Origin of the sequence: Thermoactinomyces sp. DSM 45892, from assembly GCF_900107305.1 — a bacterium.
Lineage (GTDB): Bacteria > Bacillota > Bacilli > Thermoactinomycetales > Thermoactinomycetaceae > Baia.
On sequence record NZ_FNPL01000010.1, the window covers coordinates 1 to 17,533 of the forward strand.

Below are 17,533 nucleotides of genomic sequence, written 5' to 3' on the forward strand. Positions count from 1 at the left end.
CCCGTTCGCCGCTAGGAGCTAAAAGCTCCTCGCTCGACTTGCATGTATTAGGCACGCCGCCAGCGTTCGTCCTGAGCCAGGATCAAACTCTCCGTTAAAGAGAATGTTTAGTACGCGTTATCCGCGCGCTTAGCATTCTCTTAGTTCGACGGCACAGCCGTTCGAATTTCCGAGTTTAATTAGCTCGATTTAAAGTAATTAACAGGTCTTGGTTCATTCACTCTTTAGTTTTCAAGGAACACTTGCTTATTTGTTTGTGCCACCGTATCGCGGCGACATGTAATAATATAGCACAGACAAACTTACCGAGTCAACATCATTTTTATAAAAAAGATAAAGGGGTTCATTAGGATTCCGTTTCTACCTTCAAAATCAAACAAATTTAAAGACGATTACATAGTAAAACGTTCGCCATTCACCTCAAAACTAGCCGTAATATGGGCAGACAGAGAGCTGGATACAGTACAATACTTCTCAACAGATAGCTGAACAGCTCGTCTCACCTTCTCAATCGGAAGATCACCCGTTAAGCAATAGTGCATATGGACATTAGTAAACTTCTTGGGAAACTCATTTGCACGCTCCCCGCTTACCTCCATCGAGAAAGATTGTACTTCTAGACGCATTTTCGTCAGTATGTCTACAATATCAATTCCCGAACAAGTCCCGACAGCAGACAGCAACATTTCTGTCGGGCGAGGCCCTAAGTTCTCTCCACCTACGTCAGAAGATGCATCCATCGTAATATGATGCCCGGATGGAGTGTCCGTCTTAAATTCCATTTTCCCCTGCCATTGTATATCGATCTTCATGATTTCTTCTCCTTTTTATACAGAAGTGATCAACAGCCCTTCGATGCTAGCCGCTACGAGCAGTAATAGGACAATAAACCCCAGCAATACAGGAAAACGCTGCCAGATCTCTTTCCATGCCATCTTGGACTGAATCCGATTGGCTGATTTAAATAGTGAAACGACTGACGAAAACACAGAGATTCCAATTCGTAGTCCTAAAGCAGCTGCAAGAAAAATAGCCGGTAATTCAAAGACTCCATGGGGCACAATCTTCGTAAAGAATAAGCTCCAGCCTGAGATTCCTGTCTCTTGGCTAGAGACGGTATTGATATATCCTAACAATAGTCCGTTTGTCATCAGGCTTGAAATCGTTGGGATTCCTAATAATGCACCCATTCCTATTAGCATCAAACAAGCTGTAAGATTATTGATGAAGATTTCTTTACTAACTTTAAACCAACTGGGGTTTGCTCCTAAGCCCTGAATCATTTTCTCAAAGTGATCAAAAATCTGAAGTTGATCGAAAAGCTTCCGCCACTGTTCCGTATTCACACTGCCCATAAGCGCAGAAACCAGAAATAGGGCTGTGACAATCAGGATAAGCCTTTTTTCTGCTTGCAAGGCATACCAGAGTCGTTTCAATTTAATTTCACCTCCCATATATCATATCTCTTGTCCCCCACACATACACTACCACTAGGACAGGTTTCTAAATGAATGGAGGGTGTCAAATGAACTATTTTATGGTTTTATCTGGCAAGAAAATAAAGCGCATTTTTCTATTAGCACTGGTTTGCATCTTCGGTATTGGTGTTTATTATGCCGAAGCGAAGGATTTGCCAGTCTTTTTTTCCAAAAAAGCCCCCGATAAGGAGCCATCTGCCATCTACAGTGTAAAAACGGATAAGAAGGTAGTTGCATTAACCTTTGATATAAGCTGGGGTGAGGAACGTACCGCTCCTATCTTAGATGTACTTCAGAAAAAGGGGGTTAAGAAAGCAACCTTTTTCCTTTCTTCCCCTTGGGCAGAGACCCATCCCGATTTAGTGAAGAAAATTGGAGATGAGCTAAAATTCGAGATTGGCAGCCATGGGCATAAGCACGATAATTACAGTCAACTCTCTGAAGACCAAATTCGAAAACAAATTACAACATCCGATACGATTTTAAATAAAGTAACGGGTAAAAAGATGAACTTGATTCGCTATCCAAACGGGGATTTTGACAAGCGTGTATTAAAGGTAGCTCAAAGCCTTGGATACACTTCGATTCAGTGGGATACCGACTCTAGAGATTGGATGAATCCTGGTGTTAAAGCCATTGTAGATCGCGTCGTAACCAAAGCACATCCCGGTGATATAATCCTCCTTCACGCAAGCGATTCCTGCCGACAAACACATGAAGCACTACCTCAAATCATTGATCAATTGAGAAGCAAGGGATACGAATTTGTCACTGTCTCTGAATTAGTATCCAGCACACAACAAAAAGTGAAGCCAGTTCAGTAAGCTAGACGATTTGGTCTAGCTCTTTTTTTTCTGTTTCGTTACCGACGATGGAGTCTCATCCGATTTCTCTTCTTTTCTGGCACGAGTCCAGCGCTGGAGATTTAAAATTTGCCATGCATTACAGGTCACCAAGACGAAAACAGTAGATGTAATGGATAAAACAGGCGCTTCCCCACCCTTGATGTTCATAGTCGGAATGGCTTCTAACATGGTTACGGTAAACATAAAGAAGAGGGTTGGAATAAAGGCTGCCTTCTGTGTAAAGCGCACTTTTTGTTTTCCAATGATTACACTAACTACAAATAATATGATCGGAATCGATAAATGCATCCATAAGTCTGTACCATTATATTTATTGACATTTAAGTAGACTACACATCCAAATACAACGAGCAAGAAAAACACTTGGATAGTATTAAAGGTTTTTTGATTACGTACTAAGCCCATACTAAGCCAGTTAAAGACGAGATAAGAAAAGAAACCGAGCTGAGTAATAGAGGGAAGAAGAAGTCCTGTAAGGAGTAGGAGATTAACCGGTCCAAATAGCGAACTCCCTGTAATCCAATATGAAACCAAACCGAGTATACACGTAACACTTGCACCAATGAGAAGTGTGGAAAAATACCATTTAAATAAACTTTTTAGTGTCATGTCGTTTCGCTCCCTGATATCTAACTGAACCGATTGTAACAAAGTTGGTCTTCGTTGGCTATGAATGAACTTCCTTTGTTTGGATGGATAAAGAAAAATCACAAACAACATACTATAGGTACATAGGCAAACTGAAACGGGGTATGAAATTATGGCTCTCATACGTATCATTTCACTTATCGCAATCATGTTATTGGTAACTTCTTGTGGTTCCCAAAAAGAATCGGAGTCTGTGGACTATCAAAAGACGAAAGGAATTGTATTAGATGTCCTTCAAACTCAAGAAGGGAAGCAAGCATTGCAGAAAATGATGACCGATCCTGAATTTAAAGAGCAGATCGTTGTCAATTCACAAGAAGTAGAGAAGGCTATGTCTAAGGTAATGACAGATCCTAAAGCACAAGAAGGGCTGGGTAAGTTACTAACAAAGCCTGATATTGCGAATAGCTTCGCCAAAGCGACTGAGAAAGAAATGAAAAATCTATTTAAAGCCTTGATGAAAGATCCTGAGTATCAAAAATCGATGATGGATCTTCTCAAAGATCCAGAGTTCTCGAAGACAATCCTTCAGTTGATGAAAAGTCAAGAAAACCGAAAAGAAACCATGAAACTCATCGAAGAAGCACTAAAGTCTCCAAGTTTTCAACAACAACTGATGAAATTGATTCAAGAAATCTCTAAAAAAGGAAAGCAACAGTCTTCATCAGATCAAGGTAGTGAATCCGAATCAGGCAGTAGTTCAGGAGATGAAACTAGTAACTCACCAGCACCATAATCACTCGAATAAACAACTCTATCAAAGGCGAAACCAGTCCCGCTTAGGACTGGTTTCAGACTGTAAACTTATGTTTTAACAGCTTGAGTCACTTTTCGCGCTAGCTCATCATACACTTTCCCTGTTGGATGATTGGACGAATAAACAGACGGTGAGTACTCTGGGTCTTCTAATACATTACCCGGGGCTCCTAGAGGAATTTGGCAAAGCAGCTCTACATTTAATGATTCCGCAAGCTTTTCCCCGCCTCCACGGCCAAACACATACTCTTTATCACCGTTTCGATCTGTATACCAAGACATGTTCTCCACTACGCCGAGAATCTCGTGCTTAGTCGTACTAAGTGCCATCGCACCAGCACGAGCTGCCACAAATGCTGCTGTAGCATGCGGAGTGGTTACGATAATCTCTTTACTCTGGGGAATCATTTGGTGAACGTCGAGAGCAATATCTCCCGTGCCAGGTGGTAGATCGAGTAGCAGATAATCTAATTCCCCCCAATGTACTTCATGAAGGAAGTTACGCAACATCTTACCTAAGATAGGACCACGCCACACAACAGGGGCATTATCCTCTACAAAGAATCCCATCGATATCACTTTGACCCCATACCGTTCTACAGGGAGAATCACTTCATCGATAACGGTGGGTCGTTGTTCAATCCCCATCATATCTGGCACGCTAAATCCGTAGATATCGGCATCAATAATCCCGACTTTTTTACCTAAACGTGCTAAAGCAACTGCCAAGTTAACCGTTACAGTAGACTTTCCTACGCCACCCTTTCCTGAAGCAATCGCAATGTAGTTCGTTTGGGGAATGCCTGGTGCAGAGGGCGCCTTTCCGCCTTGCGTAGTAGCATTTCCACGACTTGCGTGTTGCTCTGCACGTAAGGAAGCAGATAGTGCTGCCCTCTCTTCATCTGTCATGGCTCCAAATGTGACCGTCACACGTTCTGCACCTAATTGCCGGATTGCATTTTCCACGTCTTCCTGAATCTTTATTTTTAATGGACACCCTCGGATGGTTAGAATCACATCTAACGAAACATCGTGACCCTGTATCTGGATATTGCGAATCATATTCAAACTTACAAGACTTTTATTAAGCTCGGGATCTTTTACCTCCCGTAAAGCTTCCATAATGCTTTCAGTCGTTAGCATATTTTAAACACACCTCGGAGTTATATACTAATATTCAGGTATGTTGAATGAGGATGAGAACAAGCTCATCCTCATCTTTTTTCCTCAACATATCCAGATTGATTATAGCATACTGAAGATCAAAACTGTTCTTTCTTCACATTCTACTAGTAAGTTACTGCGATTTAACTTCCTTTCCATCGTAGTAGGCAAGCATACCATAATAAATCGCTGAAGCAACTTGTTTTTGATAAGCTTCTGTAGCTAGTAACTTAGCTTCTTCATGATTAGATAAGAACCCTACTTCCACTAAGGACATGGGTACAGGTGAATACTTCATGAGAAATACATCATTTTTAGCCTTAGGCAGGCGATCTGTATTTGCAATGGTACGAATGATTTCAGATTGAATGAGGGAAGCAAGACGTTTATTCTCTTCCTTAATCGGATTATAAAAAGTTTGGGCACCCCTCCACGGTCCTTTTGCCATCGAGTTAAGGTGGATGCTGATAAAAAGCTCTGCTCCACTCTCGCGGACCAAGCGAATCCGATTAGATAAGTCTTCTGCTTTACGGCGTGAGATTTTCTGAGTATCAGGACTTGCAAGGTCTGTATCTGTTTCTCTCGTCATCACAACCTGTGCCCCAGCTTGTCCAAGGAGTTGTTGTAGATAAGAAGCGATCTTCAGTGTGATATCTTTCTCGATGACCCCCGAAGGGCTAACCGCTCCTCCATCTACTCCCCCATGACCTGCATCAATAGCAATTACTTTTCCAAACATCGGTTCATTCTGTGATATCCAAGTGCTCCGAATGGGCTCAATCATAAAGCTACAAGTAAATAAGATCACTCCCATCAGAGGAATCCAATATATTCTTCGCCAACGAAAGGTACTGATTGTGCGATAAAGAGATTTAAATAGTATCATGCAAGCGCCTCCATACACAGCTATATTACTAATGTGTATGCTTCCTTAGTACAGGCTATGAAAGGAATGAAAGAAACATCTAATGGAATCCCACTACTATGCATCAGCAATCATCACAAACGGCAATTCAAACGAATAGTTGTATTTTTCAAAATCCAATTTATATATTTGTTGCACCAAGTCGGCAGTCTCTTCCGTATAAAAGCTTTGATAGCTAGGCATTTGAGTCTTCAGATCAGAAAACGAAAACATTTTAACTGCCACACTTCTTTCAACTTCTACAGGATTCCTATGATGCTTCGATCGGCAAAGATCCTCTAGTGGAGAGTGTAATAAACCATATTTACTTTCTATGGTTCGTATTTCGCTTTCGAATTTTTCCAAATAAATATACTCTATGTTCATTCTTTGCTCAAAAGGATAATACTGGGGCGCTAAATGGCGATCCAACCCCATATTTTTCTCTCGATATTGCTTCATATGAAGGAGAAAGTCTTTAAAACTACACGGATTAGGTGCCTTTAATGTAGAGGGATTTTCTAAGTAATAAACAAAAGAACTTACCGCTCTTGTGTAAGGATTACGTACAAGTTTATATACTTTCTTAGTTCCTTCTCGAATGTGCTTAGTCCATATAGCGTAGTTCTCTTGCCCCATATACTTAATTCGAAAGTGATGAATCCACGGATTATACGAGATTGCTTCATCTAACAACCCTATCTGAAAGAAAAACCATTTGTTTAAACTCGTACACCCTGCCTTAGGACTCCAAAATAGGATAATAGGTAGATCTTCATGATATAAAGGTCCATACATCAACTATCAACCTCACTTTAAATAGTCATAGTCAAATGATTCCAAAACGAAATATCACCTATCATTCCACTATTACTCCCTAGTTGAAGAATATATGCCCAAAGACAAATAAAAGCCCCCAACCATCTACATGATTGGAGACTATTATGAAACAGCTATTACCGTTTAGAGAACTGTGGAGCACGACGAGCTGCTTTAAGACCGTATTTTTTACGCTCTTTCATACGTGGGTCACGAGTTAAGAAACCAGCTTTTTTCAGTGCAGGACGAAGCTCTGCATCTACTTTTAGAAGTGCGCGTGCGATTCCGTGACGGATTGCACCTGCTTGTCCGGTAAAACCACCGCCACCTACATTAACAAGTACGTCATAACGTCCAAGAGTATCTGTCAATACAAGTGGTTGACGAACGATCGCTTTCAAAGTTTCAAGTCCGAAGTAAGTGTCCAAGTCACGACCGTTTACCACGATGCGGCCATCGCCAGCAACGAGACGTACACGGGCAACCGACTCCTTACGGCGACCGGTTCCATAAAACTGAACTTGTGCCAAAATCGGTACCTCCTTTTTATTAACCGCGTAGTTCATACTCAACTGGCGATTGTGCCTGATGAGGATGTTCGGTTCCTGCATATACTTTTAGTTTTTTCAATTGTTGACGACCTAGGCTACCTTTTGGAAGCATACCTTTTACTGCTAGTTCGATCATGCGCTCTGGACGAGTTGCACGAAGATCAGCTGCTACTGTTTGCTTCAATCCGCCTGGATGACCAGAATGACGGTAGTAGATCTTTTTGTTTAGTTTGTTACCGGTAAGTTCGATACCGGAAGCATTGATTACGATTACGAAATCACCTGTGTCCACATGCGGGGTAAACTCAGGTTTATGTTTACCACGAAGTAGAGTAGCAACTTCAGTAGCTAGACGACCAAGTGTTTTACCTTGAGCATCTACCACATACCATTTACGTTCCACTTGATGTGGCTTTGCGATAAATGTTGTACGCATCGTATATTTCCCTCCTCTATGTGCAATGGACTACGGCTAAGCCGGCCCTATTCAATGATATCCATTCAAATTTCGCTCATCCTTTGAAGCGGAAGGATGGGCGGAACGACGAGTAAAAAGAACAATCTTTTTGTTTGCGCCGAACTAATTCCACCGGGGCGTGGAGTGGAAAATACCAAGCGTAATCATATACCACTTATGAAAAAATGTCAAGTTAAGAGCTTAAACTTCTAGAGGTGCATAGCCTACTTCAACTAATGTAAGTCCTTCAGGTGGATAGGTAGGGCCTGCAAGTCTTCGATCACAAGCTCTTAATAATGCAGGGATAGAATGAGGATCTCGCTCCCCTCTACCCACTTCAACCAATGTACCTGCAATAATCCGGACCATGTTGTAAAGAAATCCACTCCCCGATACTTCAATGGACACAATACCTTGATCCCCGCGAATGTTGCAACGATAAATAGTACGCCTATGATCTGGGACAACCGTTTTAGTCGAACACAACGAAGTAAACACATGGGTTCCCACTAGATAATTCGCTGCTTCTTGCATCAAAAACGGATCAAGTGGTATAGGATCATGCGTTTGGAAGCGTCTCATAAATACATTGGGTACACGATTGGTATCAATGCTATAGCGATACGTTTTCCAATACGCACTTTTTCGCGAGTGAAAGTCTATCGACACTTCTTGGCTAAAACGGATCACCAAATCCCGAGGAAGCATCTTACGTAATATATACGCGTATTTCTCTCCCGGAATAGGTGAAGCCGTTTCAAAGTGGCACACCTGTCCTAAAGCATGAACACCTGCATCTGTGCGCCCCGAACCATGAATGTGAATCTCTTCCCCGGTTAAGCGTTTCAATGCTTCTTCGAGCGTTCCTTGTACGGTTCTTTGCTCCGGTTGACGCTGATATCCTGCAAAATCAGTGCCATCATATGAGATGATTAATTGAATCTTCTTCATGATTGTCCTACCTTCTCATCCAAAAAAGGGCAGTTGCCACAATAGCAAAGCTTACTATCAAGAGAATGTCTGAGCGGCTTATGGAAAGTATCCGCAACTTCGTACGGCCTACACCACCCACATAGCCCCTTGCCTCCATCGCAGTTGCCAGATCTTCTGCCCGCCGAAAAGACGAGATCATAAGTGGGATTAAAACAGGAATATACGCCTTCACACGACGGTATAGGTTTCCGCTTTCAAAGTCCGCCCCACGCGCCTTTTGTGCTTTGATAATCTTATCCGTCTCTGCCCATAGTGTAGGAATAAAACGCAAGGCAATCGACATCATCATCGCAAACTCATGAACAGGAAACTTCCACCTGCGAAGAGGCGAAAGAAGCGACTCCAATCCATCCGTCAAGTCAATCGGTGAAGTAGTAAACATTAACAAAGATGCGAAAACCATTAATAAGATAAAACGAACCGAAATAATAGCGGCCTGACGAATTCCTTCTTCATAAATCGTAAGAATCGGTGTTTGAAAAACAATCTTTCCACTCTGCGTAAAAATCAGGTGAAAAAGGGTTGTAAACAAAATCATCCAGATAATCAATTTCATCGAACGCAAGAAAAGAAGGGGTGAAACTCGAGAGAGAACCACTCCGATTAATCCAACGAAAAGTAAAAGAGTATAGCTTTCTACATTGTTAGCGAAGAAAATCAAAATCAACATACAGAAGACATAGATGCATTTTGCACGCGGATCGAGTCGATGTAGCCAAGAGTCTATCGGTATGTACTGTCCAATGACAACAGAGTTCATGAGCCTTTCCTCCAACGATGGACGAGTTCATCAGCAAGTGTAGACAACTCATAAATCTCGGTTGAGATCGGTGTAGATAACTTCTCATTTAACGACATAATCCACTTCGTCACATCTGGAACATCTAGTCCGCTCACTTGTAGATATGGCAGATTCCGAAAGATTTCAACCGGTCTCCCAGTAGCAATCACTTTTCCATCACTCATGAGCACGACCTGTTCAGCCAGTTCGGCAGCTTCATTCATATTGTGTGTAACATGAACCACTGTACATCCAAAGTGCTGATGAAATCTCTTTAGAATAGACAGCAGATCTCTCTGTCCTAGGTGGTCTAATCCCGCAGTAGGTTCGTCCAGAATCAAGATGTCCGGACGCATAGCAAGTACTCCGGCAATCGCCACTCGTCTCATTTGACCACCCGATAACTCAAACGGTGATCGATCCCTTAAATCAGGAGACAGACCCATCCACACCATCGCTTCCGTCACCCGATGTTCGATTTCAGCTACATCACAACCAAGGTTATTCGGCCCAAAGGCGATATCCTTAGCCACTGTTTCTTCAAAGAGCTGATGCTCTGGATATTGAAAAACAACGCCAACTCTTTTGCGATACTCCCCCAGTTTCTTAGAGCGAGAGTGAATTCGAGTATCTCCTACCTGTAAAACACCTCTCGTAGGGAGGAGCAAACCCGCCAGAAGTTGAACCAACGTAGATTTGCCTGAACCCGTCTTACCAATCACCGCAACATAGGTACCTTGCTTAAATTGCACATTTATATCTTGAAGTGCTCGGTGTTCGAACGGAGTCCCAGTGAAATAGGTGTAGGTTACGTCTTTGAAAGATATCTCCATATCTGATCCACCATTTCATCTGAATTTCCAATCGGTTCGTTCAGTTCCACTCCCCGCTCCTTCAGCAATGCACGTAATCGAATCGGAAGAGGAACTTCTAACCCCCAACGCTCTAACAAATTAGATTGGTTATATAAATCCCTAGATGGACAATCTAACTGTAGACGATGATGAGCAATCACAATGACTCGTTCTGCTAGAAAAGCTTCTTGCGCAGAATGAGTAATATGAATCACGGTCCGACCCTGCTGATGAAGCTCTTTCATCAGCTCTCGTACTTCTTGTCGGCCTTGTGGGTCAAGCATAGAGGTAGATTCATCAAATACAATCACTTCTGGATTCATCGCAAACACACCAGCAATCGCAAGGCGTTGCTTTTGACCACCTGAAAGATGGGCTGGTTCACGATTTTCAAAACCAACTAATCCAACCTCTTCCAGAGAGCGTTTTATACGAGGAATCATCTCTTCTCTTGGAACACCTAGATTTTCAAGTCCAAACGCAACATCGTCACGTACCGTTGTCGCTACAATTTGATTGTCTGGATTTTGAAAGACCATTCCTACTTTTCTACGAATATGAAACCGTCCAAGGTCGTTCGAAGTAGAAAAATCCCCCACTCGAACTTCGCCTTCTGTGGGGATAAATAACCCATTTAATAAGCGAGCAAACGTGGATTTACCAGAGCCATTTGGCCCCATTACAACTACATACTCACCTGATTGAATCGTAAGATTTATGTCTTGTAGAGCCCACTGCTCCTTCATTTGGCGATCTGGATGATAATCAAACCATACACCAGATAGTTCTATGAGAGATTTTAAGTGCTTCATATATTCCCACCTAAAGAAAAAAGGGTAAACGTCAGGACCGGTTAGATCCTGCCCTCACCCTTTCAACATAGCAAGCAGTTTATTTTACAAGTTCAAGGAATACCATAGGAGCTCCGTCACCACGACGAGGTCCAATTTTCAAAATGCGAGTATAGCCACCATTACGCTCTGCATAGCGTGGCGCAACTTCATCAAACAATTTTTTTACTGCATCTACATTCTTATGATGGGTTAATTCTTCGCCATCTTTTTCGGTATAAGAACGCTCAGTACGAACGAATGCGGCTGCTTGGCGGCGAGCATGTAAGTCACCGCGTTTACCCAAAGTGATCAATTTCTCAGCAATGGAGCGAACTTCTTTCGCTTTGGATTCAGTCGTTTGGATACGTTCGTTGAGGATTAGATCGGTTACGAGGTCACGGAAAAGAGCCTTACGAGCTGAACTATTGCGACCTAATTTAGAGTATGCCATCTATTTTCCCTCCCCCTAAAAGCGGATTAATCTTCGTTGCGCAAGCCAAGACCAAGCTCAGCAAGCTTTTCTTGTACCTCTTCTAAGGACTTACGTCCGAGGTTACGGACTTTCATCATATCTTCTTCTGATTTTTGTGTAAGCTCTTGGACTGAATTAATTCCAGCGCGCTTTAGACAGTTATAAGAACGAACGGAAAGATCAAGTTCTTCGATGGTCATCTCCATCACTTTTTCTTTCTTATCTTCTTCTTTTTCAACCATAATCTCAGCATCTTTTGCTTCTTCGGTCAAACCGACAAAAAGCATAATGTGATCGTTGAGAATTTTTGCACCAAGGCTAACAGCTTCATCAGGTTTTAAGCTACCATTTGACCAAACTTCTAATGTCAGCTTGTCATAGTTAGTAACTTGTCCAACACGTGTATTCTCAATTTGATAGTTTACACGTTCAATTGGAGTATAGATAGAGTCAATTGGAATCACACCAATTGCCTGATCTTCGTTTTTATTCTTGTCAGCGGCCACATATCCTCGTCCACGATTCGCTGTCATACGAATGTGAAGATGTGCTCCCGATTCAAGCGTAGCAATGTGTAGATTTGGATTCAAAACCTCCACATCACTATCAGCTCGAATATCACCAGCAAGAATCTCATAACCATCCGTTCCGCCATCAATATCAATCTCTAGCGTTTTTTGTTCGTCGGAATGAATTTTGAGGGCGAGCTTTTTCAAGTTGAGAATTAGTTCTGTTGTATCCTCGACTACACCAGGAATTGTAGAGAACTCATGTAATACACCATCGATTTGGATCGCTGTAACAGCTGCTCCTGGCAATGAGGAGAGCAGTACACGGCGCAATGAGTTTCCTAGGGTAGTACCGTATCCTCGCTCTAAAGGTTCTACCACAAACTTCCCATATCGATGATCTTCGCTTATCTCAACAGCTTCGATCTTTGGCTTTTCAATTTCAATCATACGGCTCACAAACCCTCCTTCAGAACGTCGTAGTTCTGGATCTATCAGGTTACATAGGCTCGTTCATCGTTTAACAACGCCAATCACACGTTTGAGAAGACGTGTCATCCTACTCTAACGTGCCCGTGCAACTACATGTGCATAAGTAAGAGTGCTGAAAATAATTTCCAGTCCTATCCAGTATACACAATCTGGCTCTAAGATAAACCCTAAAGTTATCTTGTCAACGCATTATACACGACGACGTTTCGGCGGACGACAGCCATTGTGAGGGATTGGTGTCACATCTTTAATTAAGCTAACTTCTAACCCTACTGCTTGAAGAGAACGGATTGCTGCTTCACGACCGGAACCAGGTCCTTTTACCATTACTTCAACGGTCTTCATACCGTTTTCCATAGCGGTCTTTGCTGCCACTTCTGCTGCCATTTGCGCTGCGAAAGGTGTACTTTTACGGCTACCTTTGAAGCCCATAGTACCTGCAGATGCCCAAGCAATCGAGTTACCACGTGGATCGGTAATGGTGATGATAGTGTTGTTAAAAGTAGAACGAATGTGTACAACGCCAGACTCAACATGTTTTTTTACACGGCGCTTCACGCGTTGGTTCGCGCCTTTACGTTTTGGTGCCATTGGTAAGTCCCTCCTTATCTAATTATTTTTTCTTGTTCGCAACAGTACGACGTGGTCCCTTACGGGTACGTGCATTCGTTTTCGTTTTTTGACCACGAACTGGCAAGCCTCTACGGTGACGAATTCCACGATAGGAAGCAATCTCCATCAAACGTTTGATGTTGAGGGAAATTTCACGACGTAGATCCCCTTCGATTGTAAGAGTCTTGTCAATGTGAGTACGAAGTTTGTTTACTTCTTCCTCCGTTAAGTCACGGACACGAGTATCTGGGTTTACACCAGTCTCAGAAATAATTTTTTTAGATTGAGAGCGACCAATACCATAGATATAGGTTAGGGCGATCTCAACGCGTTTTTCACGTGGCAAGTCAATACCTGCAATACGTGCCATACGCTACACCTCCCTTTCTGTTAACCTTGTTTTTGTTTGTGTTTTGGATTTTCACAGATTACCATTACTACCCCTTTGCGGCGGATGACTTTACATTTTTCGCAAATGGGCTTCACCGATGGACGTACTTTCATTACCGGTTTACCTCCTTCTCGTTCCCGAAAGGTTACTTATAACGATAAGTAATCCGTCCGCGGGTTAAGTCGTATGGAGAGAGTTGAACCGTCACTTTATCCCCCGGAAGAATTCGGATAAAATGCATGCGAATCTTTCCTGATACAGTCGCGAGTACTGTATGACGATTCTCCAACTCCACTTTAAACATTGCGTTAGGTAGGGATTCAACTACGATTCCTTCCACCTCAATTACATCTTCCTTGGCCATGACTCACACTCCTTTCTGTTCTTTAGAACGTATTTGGAGCAGGTATTGGTTCAGGGCGTACCGCAACAGTGCATTGGTGACACGACCTGTAACCTGCAAGCTACTAATTACCTCTTGCGCCACCTGAATGGTTGGTTGTACATGCTTCTGGTTTTTTCGCTTAGGCTTCTCAGCCAATCGCTTTTTACCATCCGCTAACCATACAAAGTGAGGTTCTTCCAAGCCGATGACAACCGCGTAAGCACCAGCTTCTCGTCCTGTTTTCACTTGAACGATCTGACCAACACGTATACGACTGTCAACACCCGTCACATCCATCACCCTTCACCTTACGCTGTGGTAAGTATCTCATAGCCATCATCCGTAATCGCGATAGTGTGCTCGAAATGAGCACATCGAGAACCGTCTGTGGTTACAACTGTCCACTGGTCATCTAATGTACGAACAAAGCGGCTTCCCGCATTCACCATCGGTTCGATTGCTAAGGTCATCCCTTTAGAAAGACGTCTGCCTTTTCCAGGTTCACCGAAGTTTAGAACAGAAGGAGCTTCATGAAGCTCACGACCGATCCCATGTCCAGCGTACTCCTCCACAATCGAAAATCCCGCTGCCTCAGCAACAGATTGAATCGCATGAGATACATCACCCAACCGAATTCCTGGTTTACATACCGCTAAACCAGCATACAACGATTGTTCAGTGACGGCAAGTAAACGCTCTGCTTCAGGTGTTACGGTTCCTACTGGATAGGTCCACGCAGAATCACCATGAAAGCCTTCGTAATAAGCACCAATATCGATAGAGATAATATCCCGATTTAACAGTTTACGCTTGCTCGGGATACCGTGCACGAGCTCATCGTTTACGGAAGTACATACACTTCCTGGAAAACCGTTATATCCCTTGAAAGAAGGGGTGGCTCCCAAACTTCTGATAAACTTCTCTGCAACGTGATCAATCTCTCTTGTCGTGATGCCCGGCTCAATCCATTTTTTTAACTCTTGATGAGTTAGATAAACAATTTTACCGGCTTGCCTCATACGTTCGATCTCAGTTAACGACTTAACCGTGATCATAACTCTGTTCCTCGAACCACAGACAAGATATCCTTACTTACATGATCAATTGGCAGTGTTCCGTTTACACGCTCCAGCTTGCCAGTTGACTCGTAATAAGCAAGTAAATGATTTGTTTGTTCAAAGTTGACCTTTAGACGGTTCATAACCGTTTCTGCACGATCATCCTCGCGTTGGTATAGCTCTCCACCACAATGATCGCAAACACCTTCCTTTTCAGGAGGAGCAAACACAGCGTGGTAGGTAGCACCACAATCACGACAAATCCAACGACCTGTGAGGCGGCGTAAAAGCTCATCCATCGCTACATCGATGTAGATAACGTGATCTAATTCGCGATTCAAATCAACTAATAACTGATCCAATGCTTCTGCCTGAGGTACCGTTCTCGGGAAACCATCTAACAAGAAGCCTTTCGCACAATCATCTTTTGCCAGGCGCTCACGAACAATTCCAATCGTTACACGGTCAGGAACCAATTGCCCTTGATCCATAAACGATTTAGCTTCTAATCCTAGAGGCGTTTGTTCTTTCACAGCTGCACGAAACATATCACCAGTTGAGATATGTGGTATATTCAACTGCTCTATCATCTTCGCAGCTTGTGTACCTTTTCCTGCACCGGGCATACCCATCAAGATAATATTCAAGCGTCTTACCTCCCGGTGAATTCTGCGGGCGGTCCGCAATGAAAAGTTAAAAATTGTAAGTCCCAAGCGCACACGAGTCCCCGGAGATTTCTTACCGGGGCAATACTCATGTTACTTGGAAGACATGAAACCTTTGTAATGACGTTTTACGAGTTGAGCTTCGATCGTCTTCATCACTTCAAGCACTACACCAATCACGATCAAGAGCGAAGTACCACCTATTTGTACAGAAGTTGGTAAACCAGCTAGCTTGATAAAAATGACTGGTAGAATTGCGACAGCCGCTAAGAAAAGTGCTCCTGTCAAGGTAAGACGATTCATAATCCGGGTTAAGTAAGAAGTAGTCGCTTTCCCTGGGCGTACACCCGGGATAAAACCACCGTTCTTCTTTAACTGATCGGAAAGCTGAATCGGATTCATCTGAACAAACGTATAGAAATACGTAAATCCAAGAATCAACAGAACATATAGGATCATGCCTAATGTGGAACTGGTATAGTCGAAATGTTGGATAACCCAATTCGCAATTGCGTTACCCTCCCAAAATCTAGCGATCGTTGGAGGGAACATAAGCAAAGATACTGCGAAAATGACAGGAATCACACCCGCAGCATTTACTTTAAACGGAATATGTGTGGACTGACCTCCATACATCTTACGACCTACCACACGCTTGGTGTAGTTAATCGTAATTTTCCGTACGCCCTGCTGAATGTAGATAATCCCGACAATCACTACTAATACAACCAGTAGAATCCCAGCAAGCTTAAGGATTCCCATCGTCATATCAGCTTTACCCGCAAAGAATGTTGTCCATACTTGCGAGCCAACTCCGGGAATCCCGGCAGCAATCCCGGCAAAGATGATAATGGAAATACCATTCCCGATTCCTTTGTCCGTAATTTGCTCACCTAGCCACATTAAGAAAGCCGTTCCTGCTGTAAGCGTCAAAGAAATCGACGCATAGGTCCAAAAACCCTCGCCTATAATGAATGCTTTGGCAGCACGACCAAACCCGATAGACAACCCGATGGATTGGATAATGCCCAGAGCAATCGTAAAATAACGAGTTACTTGTGCAATCTTACGTCGTCCCGTCTCTCCCTCTTTAGCCCAACGAGCAAAGGCAGGAATCACATCCATCGTCAAAAGTTGCACAATAATCGAAGCAGTGATATACGGCATAATCCCCATCGCAAAGATCGAAAAGTTATGCAAAGAGTTACCCGAGAAGGTATTGATAAGTCCGAAGACTCCTCCTCCTTGTGTCTTTAGGTATTCCTGTAATGCACTTGCATCCGTATTAGGAACAGGAATATAGCTTCCGATACGGAAGACAACAAGCAACAACAACGTGAACAAAATACGACGACGAAGATCTTCCACCTTAAAAATGTTGCCTAGGGTTGTAAACATATTAGATTACCTCCGTCGCTCCACCAGCGGCGGTAATTTTTTCTTGTGCGCTTTGGGAGAACTTATGAGCTTTAATGGTAAGCTTTTTCGTTAGTTCGCCATTCGCAAGAACTTTTACGCCTGCTTTTAGGTTTTTCACAACACCCGTCTCTACTAAAAGCTCTGGGGTTACTACAGTACCATCTTCAAAGCGATTCAAAGTGTCTAAGTTGACAACTGCATACTCTACACGATTTGGAGAGGTAAAGCCTCGTTTTGGCAGACGACGATAGATTGGGTTTTGGCCCCCTTCAAATCCAGGACGAACACCACCGCCCGAACGAGCGTTTTGTCCTTTATGTCCACGACCAGAGGTTTTACCTAAGCCAGAACCTGTACCACGACCTACACGCTTTCTCGTATGACGAGAGCCTTCAGCTGGTTTTAACTCATGTAGTTTCATCTTCG

The 17,533-nt window shown here is 43.0% G+C and carries 25 protein-coding genes and 1 rRNA gene; 2 read left to right on the forward strand and 24 right to left on the reverse strand.

What is annotated here, in order from left to right; genetic code table 11:
- From BLU58_RS09195 to BLU58_RS09205, 3 genes are all read right to left on the reverse strand, one after another.
- Positions 1 to 98 (reverse strand): 16S ribosomal RNA (locus BLU58_RS09195); the annotation flags it as partial.
- A gap of 294 nt (positions 99 to 392) precedes the next feature.
- Positions 393 to 812, reverse strand: a complete 420-nt coding sequence (locus BLU58_RS09200) for an OsmC family protein (protein ID WP_093291943.1) — start codon at positions 810 to 812, stop codon at positions 393 to 395.
- A 15-nt stretch (positions 813 to 827) separates the two neighbouring features.
- Positions 828 to 1,436, reverse strand: a complete 609-nt coding sequence (locus BLU58_RS09205; RefSeq protein WP_176786588.1) for a stage II sporulation protein M — start codon at positions 1,434 to 1,436, stop codon at positions 828 to 830.
- Positions 1,437 to 1,525: 89 nt separating this feature from the next.
- On the opposite strand from BLU58_RS09205, the gene pdaB reads away from it, so the two are divergent.
- Complete coding sequence (pdaB, locus tag BLU58_RS09210) at positions 1,526 to 2,302, forward strand: polysaccharide deacetylase family sporulation protein PdaB (protein WP_093291945.1); 777 nt, start codon at positions 1,526 to 1,528, stop codon at positions 2,300 to 2,302.
- A gap of 15 nt (positions 2,303 to 2,317) precedes the next feature.
- Here pdaB and BLU58_RS09215 read toward each other — a convergent pair whose 3' ends face one another.
- A complete protein-coding gene (locus tag BLU58_RS09215) occupies positions 2,318 to 2,953 on the reverse strand; it encodes a KinB-signaling pathway activation protein (RefSeq protein ID WP_176786589.1) in 636 nt (211 codons plus the stop codon).
- Between the two features lie 151 nt (positions 2,954 to 3,104).
- On the opposite strand from BLU58_RS09215, the gene gerD reads away from it, so the two are divergent.
- Entirely contained in the window at positions 3,105 to 3,728 is a 624-nt protein-coding gene (gene gerD / locus BLU58_RS09220) for a spore germination lipoprotein GerD (RefSeq protein WP_143123761.1), read from the forward strand.
- A gap of 68 nt (positions 3,729 to 3,796) precedes the next feature.
- Here the strand turns inward: gerD and BLU58_RS09225 are convergent, their stop codons facing one another.
- From BLU58_RS09225 to rplO, 20 genes are all read right to left on the reverse strand, one after another.
- Complete coding sequence (locus BLU58_RS09225) at positions 3,797 to 4,891, reverse strand: P-loop NTPase (RefSeq protein WP_093291948.1); 1,095 nt, start codon at positions 4,889 to 4,891, stop codon at positions 3,797 to 3,799.
- A 154-nt stretch (positions 4,892 to 5,045) separates the two neighbouring features.
- Positions 5,046 to 5,798 (reverse strand): N-acetylmuramoyl-L-alanine amidase CwlD, encoded by a 753-nt coding sequence (gene cwlD / locus BLU58_RS09230; protein ID WP_093291949.1) that lies wholly within the window; start codon positions 5,796 to 5,798, stop codon positions 5,046 to 5,048.
- Between the two features lie 96 nt (positions 5,799 to 5,894).
- Positions 5,895 to 6,614, reverse strand: coding sequence for a sulfotransferase family 2 domain-containing protein (locus BLU58_RS09235; protein WP_093291950.1), 720 nt, complete (start codon positions 6,612 to 6,614; stop codon positions 5,895 to 5,897).
- Positions 6,615 to 6,772: 158 nt separating this feature from the next.
- Positions 6,773 to 7,165, reverse strand: a complete 393-nt coding sequence (gene rpsI, locus BLU58_RS09240) for a 30S ribosomal protein S9 (protein WP_072332725.1) — start codon at positions 7,163 to 7,165, stop codon at positions 6,773 to 6,775.
- 19 nt (positions 7,166 to 7,184) lie between these two features.
- Positions 7,185 to 7,622 (reverse strand): 50S ribosomal protein L13, encoded by a 438-nt coding sequence (gene rplM / locus BLU58_RS09245; protein ID WP_093291951.1) that lies wholly within the window; start codon positions 7,620 to 7,622, stop codon positions 7,185 to 7,187.
- 222 nt (positions 7,623 to 7,844) lie between these two features.
- Positions 7,845 to 8,594 carry a tRNA pseudouridine(38-40) synthase TruA gene (gene truA, locus BLU58_RS09250; protein WP_093291952.1) on the reverse strand — a complete coding sequence of 250 codons (750 nt, stop codon included), beginning with the start codon at positions 8,592 to 8,594 and terminating at the stop codon, positions 7,845 to 7,847.
- A gap of 7 nt (positions 8,595 to 8,601) precedes the next feature.
- Positions 8,602 to 9,396, reverse strand: coding sequence for an energy-coupling factor transporter transmembrane component T family protein (locus BLU58_RS09255; protein WP_093291953.1), 795 nt, complete (start codon positions 9,394 to 9,396; stop codon positions 8,602 to 8,604).
- Positions 9,393 to 10,250: an energy-coupling factor transporter ATPase gene (locus tag BLU58_RS09260; RefSeq protein ID WP_093291954.1), complete on the reverse strand. Its 858-nt coding sequence runs from the start codon at positions 10,248 to 10,250 to the stop codon at positions 9,393 to 9,395. The genes BLU58_RS09255 and BLU58_RS09260 overlap by 4 nt, the downstream gene beginning before the upstream one ends.
- A complete protein-coding gene (locus BLU58_RS09265; RefSeq protein WP_093291955.1) occupies positions 10,226 to 11,083 on the reverse strand; it encodes an energy-coupling factor transporter ATPase in 858 nt (285 codons plus the stop codon). Before BLU58_RS09265 ends, BLU58_RS09260 begins: the two co-directional genes overlap by 25 nt.
- A 79-nt stretch (positions 11,084 to 11,162) precedes the next feature.
- A complete protein-coding gene (gene rplQ, locus BLU58_RS09270; protein ID WP_072332740.1) occupies positions 11,163 to 11,555 on the reverse strand; it encodes a 50S ribosomal protein L17 in 393 nt (130 codons plus the stop codon).
- Positions 11,556 to 11,581: 26 nt separating this feature from the next.
- Positions 11,582 to 12,535 carry a DNA-directed RNA polymerase subunit alpha gene (locus BLU58_RS09275; RefSeq protein ID WP_072332743.1) on the reverse strand — a complete coding sequence of 318 codons (954 nt, stop codon included), beginning with the start codon at positions 12,533 to 12,535 and terminating at the stop codon, positions 11,582 to 11,584.
- A 231-nt stretch (positions 12,536 to 12,766) separates the two neighbouring features.
- Positions 12,767 to 13,168 (reverse strand): 30S ribosomal protein S11, encoded by a 402-nt coding sequence (gene rpsK / locus BLU58_RS09280; RefSeq protein ID WP_072332746.1) that lies wholly within the window; start codon positions 13,166 to 13,168, stop codon positions 12,767 to 12,769.
- 22 nt (positions 13,169 to 13,190) lie between these two features.
- Positions 13,191 to 13,559, reverse strand: a complete 369-nt coding sequence (gene rpsM, locus BLU58_RS09285) for a 30S ribosomal protein S13 (protein WP_072332749.1) — start codon at positions 13,557 to 13,559, stop codon at positions 13,191 to 13,193.
- Positions 13,560 to 13,579: 20 nt separating this feature from the next.
- Positions 13,580 to 13,693 (reverse strand): 50S ribosomal protein L36, encoded by a 114-nt coding sequence (rpmJ, locus tag BLU58_RS09290; RefSeq protein ID WP_072332752.1) that lies wholly within the window; start codon positions 13,691 to 13,693, stop codon positions 13,580 to 13,582.
- A gap of 32 nt (positions 13,694 to 13,725) precedes the next feature.
- Positions 13,726 to 13,944 carry a translation initiation factor IF-1 gene (gene infA / locus BLU58_RS09295; RefSeq protein ID WP_072332755.1) on the reverse strand — a complete coding sequence of 73 codons (219 nt, stop codon included), beginning with the start codon at positions 13,942 to 13,944 and terminating at the stop codon, positions 13,726 to 13,728.
- A gap of 3 nt (positions 13,945 to 13,947) precedes the next feature.
- Positions 13,948 to 14,262, reverse strand: coding sequence for a KOW domain-containing RNA-binding protein (locus BLU58_RS09300; RefSeq protein WP_093291956.1), 315 nt, complete (start codon positions 14,260 to 14,262; stop codon positions 13,948 to 13,950).
- Positions 14,263 to 14,273: 11 nt separating this feature from the next.
- Entirely contained in the window at positions 14,274 to 15,020 is a 747-nt protein-coding gene (map, locus tag BLU58_RS09305; RefSeq protein ID WP_093291957.1) for a type I methionyl aminopeptidase, read from the reverse strand.
- Positions 15,017 to 15,670, reverse strand: coding sequence for an adenylate kinase (locus BLU58_RS09310; RefSeq protein ID WP_093291958.1), 654 nt, complete (start codon positions 15,668 to 15,670; stop codon positions 15,017 to 15,019). Before BLU58_RS09310 ends, map begins: the two co-directional genes overlap by 4 nt.
- 111 nt (positions 15,671 to 15,781) lie before the next feature.
- Entirely contained in the window at positions 15,782 to 17,086 is a 1,305-nt protein-coding gene (gene secY / locus BLU58_RS09315; protein ID WP_093291959.1) for a preprotein translocase subunit SecY, read from the reverse strand.
- A gap of 1 nt (position 17,087) precedes the next feature.
- A complete protein-coding gene (gene rplO, locus BLU58_RS09320) occupies positions 17,088 to 17,528 on the reverse strand; it encodes a 50S ribosomal protein L15 (protein ID WP_072332768.1) in 441 nt (146 codons plus the stop codon).
- Positions 17,529 to 17,533: the final 5 nt, after the last annotated feature.

Bases quoted from the DNA above. Each gene is read 5' to 3' on its own strand.
- map (WP_093291957.1), bottom strand. From the start codon at position 15,020: ATGATCACGGTTAAGTCGTTAACTGAGATCGAACGTATGAGGCAAGCC.
- BLU58_RS09225 (WP_093291948.1), bottom strand. From the start codon at position 4,891: ATGCTAACGACTGAAAGCATTATGGAAGCTTTACGGGAGGTAAAAGAT.
- pdaB (WP_093291945.1), top strand. From the start codon at position 1,526: ATGAACTATTTTATGGTTTTATCTGGCAAGAAAATAAAGCGCATTTTT.
- BLU58_RS09200 (WP_093291943.1), bottom strand. From the start codon at position 812: ATGAAGATCGATATACAATGGCAGGGGAAAATGGAATTTAAGACGGAC.
- BLU58_RS09255 (WP_093291953.1), bottom strand. From the start codon at position 9,396: ATGAACTCTGTTGTCATTGGACAGTACATACCGATAGACTCTTGGCTA.
- rpmJ (WP_072332752.1), bottom strand. From the start codon at position 13,693: ATGAAAGTACGTCCATCGGTGAAGCCCATTTGCGAAAAATGTAAAGTC.
- cwlD (WP_093291949.1), bottom strand. From the start codon at position 5,798: ATGATACTATTTAAATCTCTTTATCGCACAATCAGTACCTTTCGTTGG.
- BLU58_RS09265 (WP_093291955.1), bottom strand. From the start codon at position 11,083: ATGAAGCACTTAAAATCTCTCATAGAACTATCTGGTGTATGGTTTGAT.
- BLU58_RS09275 (WP_072332743.1), bottom strand. From the start codon at position 12,535: ATGATTGAAATTGAAAAGCCAAAGATCGAAGCTGTTGAGATAAGCGAA.
- rplO (WP_072332768.1), bottom strand. From the start codon at position 17,528: ATGAAACTACATGAGTTAAAACCAGCTGAAGGCTCTCGTCATACGAGA.
- BLU58_RS09260 (WP_093291954.1), bottom strand. From the start codon at position 10,250: ATGGAGATATCTTTCAAAGACGTAACCTACACCTATTTCACTGGGACT.
- truA (WP_093291952.1), bottom strand. From the start codon at position 8,594: ATGAAGAAGATTCAATTAATCATCTCATATGATGGCACTGATTTTGCA.
- BLU58_RS09235 (WP_093291950.1), bottom strand. From the start codon at position 6,614: ATGTATGGACCTTTATATCATGAAGATCTACCTATTATCCTATTTTGG.
- secY (WP_093291959.1), bottom strand. From the start codon at position 17,086: ATGTTTACAACCCTAGGCAACATTTTTAAGGTGGAAGATCTTCGTCGT.
- rplM (WP_093291951.1), bottom strand. From the start codon at position 7,622: ATGCGTACAACATTTATCGCAAAGCCACATCAAGTGGAACGTAAATGG.
- BLU58_RS09215 (WP_176786589.1), bottom strand. From the start codon at position 2,953: ATGACACTAAAAAGTTTATTTAAATGGTATTTTTCCACACTTCTCATT.
- infA (WP_072332755.1), bottom strand. From the start codon at position 13,944: ATGGCCAAGGAAGATGTAATTGAGGTGGAAGGAATCGTAGTTGAATCC.
- gerD (WP_143123761.1), top strand. From the start codon at position 3,105: ATGGCTCTCATACGTATCATTTCACTTATCGCAATCATGTTATTGGTA.
- rpsM (WP_072332749.1), bottom strand. From the start codon at position 13,559: ATGGCACGTATTGCAGGTATTGACTTGCCACGTGAAAAACGCGTTGAG.
- rpsK (WP_072332746.1), bottom strand. From the start codon at position 13,168: ATGGCACCAAAACGTAAAGGCGCGAACCAACGCGTGAAGCGCCGTGTA.
- rplQ (WP_072332740.1), bottom strand. From the start codon at position 11,555: ATGGCATACTCTAAATTAGGTCGCAATAGTTCAGCTCGTAAGGCTCTT.
- BLU58_RS09300 (WP_093291956.1), bottom strand. From the start codon at position 14,262: ATGGATGTGACGGGTGTTGACAGTCGTATACGTGTTGGTCAGATCGTT.